Annotated in this window: 10 protein-coding genes; 7 read left to right on the forward strand and 3 right to left on the reverse strand. The window is 75.3% G+C overall.

Annotated elements, in window-relative coordinates; translation table 11 throughout:
- Positions 1–155 precede the first annotated feature (155 nt).
- Complete coding sequence (locus ACYP53_RS21935) at positions 156–1,892, forward strand: amidase (protein WP_459648637.1); 1,737 nt, start codon at positions 156–158, stop codon at positions 1,890–1,892.
- 136 nt (positions 1,893–2,028) lie between these two features.
- Here ACYP53_RS21935 and cas3g read toward each other — a convergent pair whose 3' ends face one another.
- Positions 2,029–4,320 carry a type I-G CRISPR-associated helicase/endonuclease Cas3g gene (cas3g, locus tag ACYP53_RS21940; RefSeq protein WP_459648638.1) on the reverse strand — a complete coding sequence of 764 codons (2,292 nt, stop codon included), beginning with the start codon at positions 4,318–4,320 and terminating at the stop codon, positions 2,029–2,031.
- A 160-nt stretch (positions 4,321–4,480) separates the two neighbouring features.
- Here cas3g and ACYP53_RS21945 point away from each other — a divergent pair, with 160 nt between their 5' ends.
- From ACYP53_RS21945 to ACYP53_RS21970, 6 genes are all read left to right on the forward strand, one after another.
- On the forward strand, positions 4,481–4,780 hold the full coding sequence (locus ACYP53_RS21945; protein ID WP_459648639.1) for a hypothetical protein: 300 nt from the start codon (positions 4,481–4,483) through the stop codon (positions 4,778–4,780).
- A 107-nt stretch (positions 4,781–4,887) separates the two neighbouring features.
- A complete protein-coding gene (locus ACYP53_RS21950) occupies positions 4,888–5,553 on the forward strand; it encodes a response regulator transcription factor (protein ID WP_189921598.1) in 666 nt (221 codons plus the stop codon).
- Positions 5,550–6,851, forward strand: coding sequence for a sensor histidine kinase (locus ACYP53_RS21955; RefSeq protein ID WP_459648640.1), 1,302 nt, complete (start codon positions 5,550–5,552; stop codon positions 6,849–6,851). The genes ACYP53_RS21950 and ACYP53_RS21955 overlap by 4 nt, the downstream gene beginning before the upstream one ends.
- A 185-nt stretch (positions 6,852–7,036) precedes the next feature.
- Positions 7,037–8,155, forward strand: a complete 1,119-nt coding sequence (locus tag ACYP53_RS21960) for a serine/threonine-protein kinase (RefSeq protein ID WP_459648641.1) — start codon at positions 7,037–7,039, stop codon at positions 8,153–8,155.
- Complete coding sequence (locus tag ACYP53_RS21965) at positions 8,046–8,522, forward strand: hypothetical protein (RefSeq protein ID WP_459648642.1); 477 nt, start codon at positions 8,046–8,048, stop codon at positions 8,520–8,522. The genes ACYP53_RS21960 and ACYP53_RS21965 overlap by 110 nt, the downstream gene beginning before the upstream one ends.
- 118 nt (positions 8,523–8,640) lie before the next feature.
- Positions 8,641–10,356, forward strand: a complete 1,716-nt coding sequence (locus ACYP53_RS21970; RefSeq protein WP_459648643.1) for an alpha/beta fold hydrolase — start codon at positions 8,641–8,643, stop codon at positions 10,354–10,356.
- On the opposite strand, the gene ACYP53_RS21975 is transcribed toward ACYP53_RS21970, so the two are convergent.
- Together ACYP53_RS21975 and ACYP53_RS21980 are read right to left on the reverse strand one after the other, a co-directional pair.
- A complete protein-coding gene (locus tag ACYP53_RS21975; RefSeq protein WP_459648644.1) occupies positions 10,311–11,087 on the reverse strand; it encodes a DUF1062 domain-containing protein in 777 nt (258 codons plus the stop codon). The genes ACYP53_RS21970 and ACYP53_RS21975 overlap by 46 nt on opposite strands.
- Before the next feature lie 302 nt (positions 11,088–11,389).
- A complete protein-coding gene (locus tag ACYP53_RS21980; protein ID WP_189921604.1) occupies positions 11,390–12,508 on the reverse strand; it encodes an alpha/beta hydrolase in 1,119 nt (372 codons plus the stop codon).
- Positions 12,509–12,529 lie beyond the last annotated feature (21 nt).

Genomic DNA, 12,529 nt, shown 5'->3' on the forward strand with positions numbered 1-12,529 from the left:
CCTCGCGTCTGGGGATCTAGATCCGTAGTCTAGACTGAAAATCTAGACAGTGCGATTGGAGCCCGAAGGCCGCGTGAGCGCGGTCCCGACGCCCAGTGACTCCGCTTGTCCGACCCACCCGCCTGTCCGACCCACCCCCCTCAGGAGGCACCCGCATGACGCGCGGATTCGACGTTGTGGAGACCTGTATCGCCGACCTGCGCGCGGCGCTGGAGAAGGGCGAGACCACCTCGGTCGACCTGCTCGACGCGTACCTCGCGCGGATCGACGCGTACGACCGGCCCGGCACCGCCACCGCGCTCAACGCGATGGTCGTGATGAACCCGGACGCCCGCGCCGAGGCGGAGGCCTCCGACGCGCGCCGCGCGCGCGGCGAGACGCTCGGCCCGCTGGACGGCATCCCGTACACCGCGAAGGACAGCTACCTCGCCAAGGGCCTGACGGCGGCGGCCGGTTCCCCGGCGTTCGAACACCTCGTCGCCCAGCGCGACGCCTTCGCCGTCGAGCGGCTGCGCGCAGGCGGGGCCGTCCTCATCGGCCTGACCAACATGCCGCCGATGGCGAACGGCGGTATGCAGCGCGGCGTGTACGGCCGCGCGGAGAGCCCGTACAGCGCCGACTGGCTCACCAGCGCCTACGGCTCCGGCTCCTCCAACGGCTCGGGCACCGCGACCGCGGCGTCCTTCGGGGCCTTCGGCCTCGGCGAGGAGACCTGGTCCTCGGGCCGGGCACCCGCGTCGTACAACGCGCTGTGCGCCTACACCCCCAGCCGCGGCGTGATCTCGGTGCGCGGCAACTGGCCGCTCGTCCCGACCATGGACGTCGTCGTCCCGCACACCCGCAGCATGGCCGACCTGTTCGAACTGCTCGACGTCGTCGTGGCCGACGACCCGGAGACCCGCGGGGACCTGTGGCGGGCGCAGCCGTGGATCCCGCTGCCCGCCCCCTCCCAGGTGCGTCCCGCCTCGTACCCCGCACTCGCCCCCGCCGACGCCGCGGCGGCGCGGGCCGCCCTCGCCGGAAAGCGCATCGGCGTCCCCAGGATGTACATCAACGCCGACCCGGACGCCGGGACGAACCCCGGCGGCGGCATCGGCGGCCAGACCGGGCAGCGGATCGACACCCGCCCCTCGGTGATCGCCCGGTGGGAGGCGGCTCGCCGCGACCTGGAGGCGGCCGGCGCCGAGGTGGTCGAGGTCGACTTCCCCGTCGTGTCGAACTACGAGTCCGACCGCCCCGGCGCGCCCTCGCTGTCCACCCGCGGCCTGGTCGGCGCCGACTTCCTCACCGTCGAGATCGAGGACCTGTCCGCCTGGGCCTGGGACGACTTCCTGCGCGCCAACGGCGACCCCGCGCTCACCACCCTGACCGAGGTCGACGGCGACCGCATCTTCCCCAAGCACCCGGGCGAACTCCCCGACCGCTACGCCGGCTTCGACGACACGATCGGCGACTACCCGCGCTTCGTCCGCGAGCGCCCGTACGCGTCCTTCACCGACATGCCCCACCTGGAGGAGGGACTGCGCGGCCTGGAGGAGACCCGCCGGGTCGACCTGGAGCTGTGGATGGACGGACTCGGCCTGGACGCCGTGGTGTTCCCCGCGGTCGCCGACGTCGGCCCCGCGGACATGGACGTGAACGAGGCCTCCGCCGACCTCGGCTGGCGCAACGGCGTCTGGGTCGCGAACGGCAACCTGGTGCCCCGTCACCTCGGCATCCCCACGGTGACCGTGCCCATGGGCACCATGACCGACACCGGCATGCCCGTCGGGCTGACGTTCGCGGGCCGCGCCTACGACGACAACGCCCTGCTCGCCCTCGCCGCCGCCTTCGAGGCCACCGGCAACCGGCGCACGGAGCCGCCCCGCACGCCCCGGCTGGCGGCGGAGTGACCTGAGGACGTCCGGGAGGGCACGAAGTCGCGGGGGGGGGTGCCGCAGCGGAACGTGAGCGGCGGGCCTCAGCCGGCCACCCCGAGCCCCGCTCCCGTTACGGCCGCACAGCGGTCGCACGGGGGCGGGTCTCGTCCTACCCGGCCGGGGCCGTCGCCGGGGAGGCCGGCGCCAGGGGCCCGTCGTGGCGGGCGCTGGCGCGCCAGTCGGCGACGCGGACCAGGGTTTCGAGGAAGGCGAGGCGGAACGGGCCGAGACCGGGGGCGTCGCGCAGGGACAGGGCCCGTTCGGTCCAGGCCGCCGGGAAGGCGGCGGTGCGCAGGGTCCGGGCGGGGAAGTGCTCGCCGGTGGACAGCCGGATCGGCGGGGTGCGGTCCCCGTCCGCGACGCCGAGCAGCAGTGGGGCCTCGTCGCCGCGCGGGCGCACGGTGAGCCGGACCTGGCCGTGGTGGGCGGCGGCGAGGTACGTCACGAGCGGGTGGTGACCGCCCTCCCAGAGCAGCAGGGCGCTGACGAGCTCGTGCCGCAGGTAGGGGCGCGGCGAGTGGTAGGGCGGCAGGGGGTCGGCGCCGCTCCTGGACTTGGCGAGCAGGCCGCCGGGCGGGTCGGTGCGGCCGGCCCGCAGCTTCTCCTGGAAGGCGTCGTGGCACTTGCCGAGGTCGTGGAAGCGGGCCGCCTCGACCACGGCCTCCCGCAGGCCGGTGGGGAGCGCGGGCAGCGCGGCGAGCAGCGACTCCGCCTCCTGCGCGGTCTCCTGGAGGTGCTGGTCGAGGCCGACCCAGGCGGTGCAGCCATAGGCCGGCCGCCCGGGGACGGCGGCCTCGCAGGCCACCGGGGCCGGACTCGCCGGGGTCCAGCCGCGGTCCGGGAGGTAGCCGCCGGTGCGGGCGTCCAGGAGCAGCCGGACGCCGGGCCGCAGGTCCTCCGGCCGCGCGGGGCGCCAGCGGCGGTCCAGGGTGTCGCGCAGCCAGGCCCGCCCGGCGGGAAGCCGCCGGAGCTCGCCGAGCGGCACCGGGCAGAGTTCGGCGCCGCTCGGGTCCGGCTCGTCCTCGCCGGGCTCGGCGCGGTCCCAGGCGCGCCAGGCGACCAGGGCCGGGAGCGAGTCGGCCTGCGCCGGGTCGCGGATCCAGTGGTCCACCCCGGCGGTGTCCCCGGCGGTGTCGTCGGCGGGCGAGTCGAAGAGGGCCAGGACGTCCTCCCGCCCCGGCCCGGGCGGCGCAAGCGGCGCGGGCTGTACGGGCGCCGCGGCCGGCGCGTCGACGTCGGCCGTCAGCAGCTCGCCGGGGGTGACGGCCCGGCCCTCGTGGGCGGTCAGCCAGCGCGCGGTGGCCGCGTCACCGCCCTCGGGGGGCGTGCACCACAGCAGGTCGCCGCCGTCCGGGTGCTCGCCGTGGCGGTTGCAGCGGCCGGCGCGCTGCACGAGCGAGGCCCAGGGCGCGAGTTCGGTGACCAGGGTGCGGCTGGAGAGGTCGAGCCCGGCCTCCAGGGCGGGGGTGGCGACGAGGACGAGGTCGCGCGCGCCCTCGGCGGCGGCCAGGGCACGGTCGAGGTCGGCGCGCCGGAAGTGCGGGTGCAGCAGCAGTGCCTCACGCCCCCGGGCGGCCAGGGCGGCGTGCACGGCCCGGGCCCGTCCCGGGGAGTCGAGCACCACGACGGTCCGGGTGCCCGGCACGTGCGCGGCGGTGACGGCCTCGGCGAGGGCGGTGACGTAGCGCCCCGGCGGAAGGTCGAGACGGCCGATGCGCCGCACCGTCCCGGTCGTGTCCGGCGCGCGCACCGTCCTCCCGCCGAGACCGCCCGGCCCCCGGACCGACGACATCCACATCGTCCCGGTCGCCGCCGCCGTCCCCAACTCGTCCCGTAGACACTGGAGTCGCACACCGGTGGCCAGACCGGGCCCGAGCAGCCGCGCCTCGTCGAACACCCACTGGGCGTCGGTGTGCAGCAGCGCGTACGAGACCGGCGCCATCGTCGGCGCGTCCGCGTAGCCGCGCATCAACGCCCGGCTGAGCACCATGTCGTGGGTGCCGACCAGGATCGCGCTGCGCTCGGGGCGCCGCCGCCAGCCGCCCTCCTGCGCCGCGGCGCCCGCGAGCAGGTGCAGCCCGACCTCGTCCGCGCGGCCCAGGCGCGCCAGCCACTCCCCGATCCGGTCGACGGCCTGGTCGGCGAGGCTGTGCCGGGGCAGCACGTACACCAGCCGGCGGGGCGTGGCCCCCGGCGCGGCGATCAGCCGCCGGTACAGCCACGGCAGCACGGCGGCCACCGTCTTGCCGGCCCCGGTGGGCGCCTCCAGCAGAGTGGGCAGTCCCTCGGCGGCCAGCGCCGACTGGTAGGGGTAGGGGGTGAAGCCGGTGGCGGTGCGCGCGAAGGTCTCGTAGGTCTCGTAGGTCTCGCAGGTCTCGCAGGTCTCGAACTCGGCCGTCATCGGGCCAACCTACGGCCAGGCCGGTCCGGTGGACAGCACGGGGACCGGCGGACGGTCCGCCCCGTGGTCCGAGCGCCCGAGGGCGTCATCATCGAATCCTCATCCGGCCCCGGCCAAGCTCCTCCCACAGCAGAACGGTGCGAACGGGCGGAGCTGGACGGTGCGGAAATCCCTTCTCGGCAGGGCCGGCTGGTCGTCCGTCGTGCCGGCGGCGGCCCTGGTGACGGTCCTGGCTACCGGAGCGGCGACGGCGGCCCAGCTCGTCGCGGACGCGGACATCAGCCCGGCCGACGTGGTCTGCGAGCGCCTGCGGGTGGTGCGGCACCACCGGCTGGTGGCACAGCACTGCCCTCCCGCGCCGGACGAGGGCGCTCACGTCGGCGGTCACGTCGGCGCTCCCGGCGAGGCGCCCGGCGGCACGCCCGACACGCCTCATCGAATCCTCAGGTTCCCCCTGTGATGCTGTTCGCGGTCGACGGCGGCGCCTCCCCGGTCCCCCACGGAGGGGGAGGCGCCCCGTCGCCGCGGCCGACGGCTCCGCCGCAGGTCACGGCTATCCTGACCGGCATGCGCGTACTGGTGGTCGAGGACGACGATGACCTGCGGTTCGCCGTGGCCGCGGCTCTGCGCGGCAGCGGCCTGGCCGTCGACGAGGCCGGGGACCTGCCGGCCGCGGACGAGGCGTTGTTCGTCACCGCCTACGACTGCGTGGTCTTCGACCGGATGCTGCCCTCCGGCGACTCCGCGGCCTACGTGCAGCGGATGCGCGCGGACGGCCGGACGGTGCCGGTGCTGTTCCTCACCGCCCGCGACACCGTCGCCGACCGGGTCGAGGGCTTCGCCACCGGCGGCGACGACTACCTGGTCAAGCCCTTCGCCGTGCCCGAACTCGTGGCCCGGGTACGGAACCTGTGCCGGCGCACCGCCGTCGCCCGGCCGCCCGTGGTGCGCTGCGGCGGGCTGGAGATCGACACGGCCCGCCGTACGGTGCACCGCGACGGCGTCCTGCTGTCGCTCACCACCAAGGAGTTCGCCGTCCTGGAGACGCTCGCCGCCCGCCCCGCGGAGGCGGTGCGGCGCAGCGAGCTCGTCGAGCGCTGCTGGGACGAGCTGACCGAGCCCAACTCCAACGTGGTCGAGGTGCTGGTGTCGCAGCTGCGCCGCAAGCTCGGCGAGCCGCCGCTGATCCACACCGTGCGCGGGGTCGGCTACCGGCTGGAGGAGCAGCCGTGAGACGGGACGGGCCGCGCAGGGGGCAGCGGGGGCGCAGGCCCCCGACCCCGGCGGGCCGGATCCGCCGGCTGCGGCGGCGGATCACCCTGCTGTTCGCCCTCGTCAGCGCCGCGGGCCTGGTCGGCATGGCCGTCATCGCGGTGCACGCCGACGACTCGTCCTGGCGCGCCCAGGTGGACGCCGATCTCAAGCTCAGGACCAGCGAGTTCTCCGCCGACCTGCGCTACGACGAGCAGGGCGCGCTGGAGTACCCGGATCCGAAGGAGGGCGTCTACGACTGTCCCCCGGTGACCCTGTTCACCGGCACCGGTGGCCAGGTGACTCCCCTGGCCGGCCCGCACCGGCCGTGCCTGGCCGTCCCCGGACCGGCCCTCCAGGCGGTCGCCGAAGCGGCCGGCCGGGACGGGGACCTCGTCCGGGCCACCGTCACCGCGGCGAACGGCCACCGGCTGCGGCTGTCCGCCCAGGCCTTCACCGGCCCGGCCGCGGAGAACGCCGACGGCGTGGTGGTCGCGGCCGTGGACACCTCCGGCAACCTGGACGACCACGAGCGGCTGACCGTACTCCTCGGCGTCGCGTGCGCCGTCCTGGTCGCGGTGTCGGCCCTGGCCGGCCACTGGCTCGCCGGGCGGGCCGTCCGGCCGGCGCTGACCGCGCTCGACCAGCAGGAGGCGTTCTTCGCCGACGCCGCCCACGACCTGCGCACCCCCGTCACCTCCATGCGACTGCTCGCCGAGACCGGGCTGCGCGGCGAGGCGGACGGCCGGGAGGTGCTGCGCCGCACCCTGCGCCAGTCCACCCGGATGAGCGAACTGGTGGACGACCTGCTGACCCGCGCCCGGCTGATGGCCGGAGCCGTCCCGCTGGACCGGGAGCCGCTCCGGCTCGACCAGCTGGTCGACGCGGTCGTGGCCGACACCCCGGCCGAGGGGCACCGGGTGACCGTCCGGGCCGAGCCGGTGGTCGTGCTCGCCGACGCGTCCCTGCTGCGCCGGGCCGTCGCCAACCTGCTGGGCAACGCGCTCGCCCACGGGCACTCCCCGGGCGAACCGGCCGACGTCGAGGTCACCGTCGGCGCGGACGGCACCGTCGCGGTGGACGACGCCGGCCCCGGTGTTCCGCCCGAACAGGCGAAGTCGCTGTTCGAGCGCTTCCGCAGCGGCGCCGGCTCCAGCGGCCTCGGGCTGTCGATCGCCGCCTGGGTCGCGCACGCGCACGGCGGCTCGCTCACCGTGGAGCGCGGCACCCGCGGCGGCGCCCGTTTCCTGCTGCGCCTCCCGGTCCAGAAGCAGCCCTGACGCCCTGACCCGGTCTCCGGTCCGGAGGCAGCCCTGACCTCCCGGGACGGGCCGGCCCTCACCGATTCCTCAGCTTGGCCCGGCCACACTGCCCGCAGTCCCCGCACAGCGAGCAGCGAGCATGGACCGTGCCCCTCCGGCCCTTCGGGACGGGGAGAGGAGGGGCACGGCAGGAAATCGGACACATGACCCAGGTAAGGGCACACTCCGTCGGCGATCTGGTGGCCGGACGGTTCGAACTCCTGGCGCGGTTGGGTGCCGGCGGCATGGGCACGGTGTGGCGGGCCCACGACCTGCTCCTCGAACGCGAGGTCGCGGTGAAGGAGATGCGCTCCCCCGCGGTCTCCGCCACGGGCTCCCCCGCCGAGGAGGACCCGAGCCGGGCCGTCCACACGCGGGCGCGGGTCCTGCGGGAGGCGCGCGCCCTCGCCAGGGTGAAGCACCCGAACGTGGTCACCGTCCACGAGGTACTCGACCAGGAGCCCTGCCCGTGGCTGGTGATGGAACTGGTGACCGGCCGTTCCCTGGACGCCGTCCTGCGGGACGGCCGGCTCGGTCCCGTCCGGGCCGCCCGCATCGGCCTGGACCTCCTCGGCGCCCTGCAAGCCGCGCACGCGGCCGGAGTCCTGCACCGGGACGTCAAGCCGGGAAACGTCCTCATCCGCCAGGACGGCACCGCCGCGCTCACCGACTTCGGAATCGCGGCCCTGCAGGGATGGCAGACACTCACCGCCCCCGGCGACATCGTCGGATCCCCGGAGTACATGGCCCCGGAACGGATCCGCGGCGGCGCCGTCGGCCCGGCCTCGGACCTGTGGTCCCTGGGCATGCTGCTGTACGTGTGCGTCGACGGCGACAACCCGGTCCGCCGCGACTCGGTGTGGCAGACCCTCCTGGCCGTCTGCGACCTGCCCATCCCGGCGCCGCCGGCCGAGGCGGGACCGCTCGCCGAGGTGATCGGCGCCCTGCTGGCCCGCAGGCCGGAGGACCGCCCCTCCGCGACCCGGCTCGCCGGCCTGCTGGCCGCCGTCGCCGAGAGCGAGGCGCGCACGATCACGATCACCCGTCAGCCGACCCCGACGCTCGTCGAGGGACCGGCCGAGGCGGCCGCCGAGCTCCCGGCCCCGGCCCCCCCCGGCGGCCCCGCGCGGGCGCCGGCGCGGGCGCCGCCGGCTGTCTCTCGTGCTCGCGGCCGTGACGGGCGCGGCTCTCGCGTCCGCCGCCGCGGTCACCCTGCCCGCCCTCCGGCACGGTCCCGCGCCCACCGCGGCCGAAGCCGACAGCGAGGCCGACACCACCAGTGACACCAACGCCGACGCCCGACCGCCGAGCACCGGAGGAGACGGCTGGATCGCCCAACTGGCCCGGATCCCGCACACCGCGGGCCCGGACCGGCGGGACCGGGAACTCACGGCGCTCCAGCGGCAGGTGCCCGGCGCCACCCTGCTCGACAGCGACAACTGGCCTTCGCTGCCCCCGGGTTACTGGATCGTACGGGCCCCCGGCAGCTTCGCCGACGGCTACGAGGCACTCGACTTCTGCACCGACCACGGCGGCGGGCAATGCTCCGGCCGGTACCTCAGCGGCAGCGCCGCCGACCGCGGCTACCTCTGCGAAGCCACCCCCGCCCCGGACCCCGCCACCTGCCGCCGCCCCGGCGACCGGGCCTGAACGTCGCCGTACCGGGCCCGGCTCCCCACCGCCCTCAGCAATTCCTCACGTCGCCCCGGCCATGCTTCTGCCCGTACCCGAACGCCCCGAACACCCCGGACGAAACGGAAGCAGCGCAGTGCACGGAACCGCCCGGCCCCCGCACCACCCCACGGACGCCCCGACCGACACCCCCGCGGACGCCCGCACCGCGGGCGCCCCCGTGGCAGGCGCCCGACGCGGCGGCGCCGTACGGTTCGGCGTCCTGACCCTCGCCGTGGCCGCGCTGGGCGCCACCGCGCTCACCGGCTGCGGTCCCGATCGGGCGCGGCAGCACATGGCGTTGTCGGCGCCGCCCGCGGCCACCGAACCGGCCGACCGGCCCGCCCTGCGGTCCTTCTACCAGCAGAAGCCGGCCTGGAGCGCCTGCGGCGACCTCCAGTGCGCGACGCTGACCGTCCCCATGGACTACGACCACCCGCAGGACGGCAAGACCTTCACCCTGCCGCTGGTGCGCGCGGCCGCCACCGACCCGGGCCGCCGGATCGGGTCGCTGGTCCTCAACCCCGGTGGCCCCGGCGGCTCCGGGGTGGAGACCGTGAGGTCCGGCGGCGCGGACTCCTTCGGCAAGCAGGCCCGGGCGCACTTCGACCTCGTCGGCTTCGACCCGCGCGGCGTGGCCGGCAGCAGGCCCGCCGTGGACTGCACCCCGCCCGACGGCGCCCCCGACGGCGCCCCGGACGGCGCATCCGACCAGGCCCTGGACGGCACCGACGCGACCGCCTCCCCGCTCTACCCGCGCACCGACGCCGAACGCCGGGCCGCCCTCGCCGAGGCCGAACGCACCACCGCGGACTGCGTCGCCCGCAGCGGCGACCTCCTGCCGCACGTCGGGACCATGGACGCCGCCCGGGACATCGACGTCCTGCGCGCCGCCCTCGGCGACGACAAGCTCACCTACCTCGGCTGGTCCTACGGCACCTGGCTCGGAACGGCCTACGCCGAGCAGTTCCCGCACCGGGTGCGCGCGCTGGTCCTCGACGGCGCCGTCGACCCCGCCCTCGACTGGTCCCAGCGCGCCCTCACCGGAGGCCGCGCCTTCCGCAAGGCCGTCGACGACTACGCCGACAACTGCGCGAAGGTCGTCAAGCGCGGCTGTCCCGCGAACACCCCGGACGGCATCCGCCGGCTCGTCGCCGACCTCTACGCCAAGGTGGCCCGCCACCCCCTGCGGATCAAGGGCAGCACCGACCGCCTCGACGAGAACACCCTGCACAGCGCGATCGTCCTGTCGATGTACACCCCGGAAGCCCAGTGGCAGGACCTCTCCGACGGGCTCACCGCCGCCGTCAGGGGCGACGGCGGCAAGCTCGCCGCGGTCGCCGGGGCGACCGCGCCCCAGGGCGACGCCTCCTCCGACGCCGCCCCGGACGACCGGCCCCGCGACAACAGCAGCGACATCCTGACCGCCGTCAACTGCCTCGACGTGCCGCACCCCGTGGACCCGCAGGCCTACTGGGAGGTCCTCGACCGCGCCCACCAGGAGTCCGGCGTCTTCGGCAGCTCCGGCGTCCTCGCCGAACTCAACTGCCGCAACTGGCCCGCCGGCCCGACCCGGCCCCACCGGGTCGAGGCCGACGGTGTCCCGCCCGTCCTGGTCATCGGCACCACCGGCGACGCCGCCACCCCGTACGAGGACGCGAAGAGCCTGGCCTCCCAACTGCCCGGCGGCATGCTGCTGACCTACCGCGGCCTCGGCCACACCGCCTACGGCCGCGGTAGCGCGTGCGTCACCGACGCGGTGGACGACTACCTCGTCCGCCTCACCCCCCTGCCCGCGGGCACCACCTGCTGACCCGCGCCGACCGCCGCCGAGCGCGCCCATCGCGGCGGCCCGATGCGGCGCGGGTCCGTAAGCAGGTCCGTACCCGGATCCGGACGCGGGTCCGTGCCCGGGTCCGGGCGGGCGTCGGTCGGGGCGGTGACGGGGTGCGGGTGCTTCGCGGCGTCGACGGCTCCGGGCCCGTGGAGGGTGAGCTCGAAGTCCTGGTGCGCCTTGGCGTCCAGGGCCAGCGGCACCCGGATGTGCCCGGACCCGGCCAGGCGTCGGACCGCGGTGCGGCTGAGGCCGAGCCCGAGCATGAGCAGCCGCTCGACCCGGACCGGCACGGGCAGCTCGAAGCCGACCAGCACCGTGAGCGGTGTCGGGTCGTCGAGTGCGTAGAGGGGCGTCCGGGTCTCCAGCGCCCAGGCGCCGGTCCAGTCGAGGCGGTAGCCGTTCCGGGTGGCGAGCGACGCACTCATCGTCAACTCGCGTACCACGGCGGGGTCGTTGTTCTCGTACGCCACCAGCCGGGCGGGATCCAGCGACGAGACGTGGACGCGCTCGTGGACGGGCACCTTCGAGGTCCGGTCGCAGGCCGCGCAGCTCAGGAGCAGCCAGACGTCGAGGAGTTTGCCGCTCGCGTTGACCCGGACCTTGCCCGAGGGACGGTGACGGGTGCCGGAGCAGTCCGGGCAGGGTCGTACGACAGCGGGCAGGGCGGACTGGCGCACGGCCCAGAGGGCCTTGCGGTCGGTATTCATATGGTTGTGGTCGCCTTCAGGACTCAGCAGGAGCTCTCGCGGGCCGGCCGCGGCTCCTGGGATATGACGGATGCACACGAGGGCGCGGGTCGTCGCCTCGGAGCCGAGTGGTCAGGCTCAGAGGTCGACCGCGCGACGGGTCGGTCGTTGCTACGTGGCAGCCGTTACTTGTCCATGCGGCGATCATGCGCGTGGCCGCGCCCGGCGGGCAACTCATTTTCCGCCGGGCGCGGGCCGGGGAGCCTCAGCCGGACGACGTCGGCGACCCGATCACCTGGTCACCTGGTCAGCCGGTCAGCCGGTCAGCCGGTCTTCCCGATGGCCTGGGTGAGCCAGGTGAACACGGACGGCACGAGGGGTTCCCAGGTGGAGGTCAGGTGCGGGCCGCTGACCTCGACCGGGGTGACGGCCGTCGGGGCCTTGGCGTTCTTCTGCAGCGCGAGGGCGTCCTCGTACCCGTCGCCCTTCTTCCCGGTCGCGTACAGGAGGACGTCCGGCGGCGTCTGCGCGTGCTGGAGCAGGTAGAGGGGGTTGGAGACCTCGCGCAGGTGCGCGTCCTTGGCGGTCAGCGAGGCCGGCTCCCCCATCGGGTCGTTGTACCCGGACAGGCTGACGGCGGCGTGGTAGCGGTTCGGGTGCGCCAGCGCGAGCCGGGCGGCGCAGTGCGCGCCCGCCGAGTAGCCCGCCACGGCCCACCGCTCGGGGCCGGTCTCGGCGCGGAAGTTGTCGAGCACCATCTGCGGCACGTCGCGCGCCAGCCAGGTCTCGGCGTTGACCTTTCCGGGCACGTCCGCGCAGCCGGTGTCGAGGTGCGAGCCGAGCAGCACGACGCGCGGGGCGACCAGGATGAACGGCGCGATCTGACCGGACTTCATCAGCGGCGCCAGCTGCTTGGAGACGTTCATGCTGCCGAACCAGGCGCTGGACGAGCCGGGGAAGCCGGCGAGCAGTTCGACGACCGGGAACTTCCGGTCCTTGAAGGCCGGGTCGTCGTACTGCGGCGGCGTCCAGACCAGGACCTCGCCGTCCACACCGGAGACCCGCCCCTTCAGGTCGGTCGTCCGCACGTCCTTCGGCACGGCCTTGTCGTCCACCGGCCCGAACTGCTGGACCACCTTGGGCTGCTCGGGCCCGTTCGCGGCCGCCGTCGCGTCCGCCGCGGGCGGGACGGGAACCGCCCGGACGTGGTTCCCGGTCCCGAGCAGGTCGTCCCAGGTGCCGTACAGCTGGTTGTCGTTGTTGACGATCACGAACACCAGCGTCACGGCCGTGAACTGGGCGAACGCCACCAGGAGCAACCGCGCCCCGAAGCGCAGTGGCCGCGGCCCGCGGACCCGGTTCCACAGGTACATCAGAAGTCCTATGGAGAGCGGGACGAGGAGGACCGAGAGGACGAAGAACGTGGTGCCTGTCAGTTTCACGTCACCTGATACGTGCCGGTA

The organism is Kitasatospora sp. Ki12, assembly GCF_054601375.1.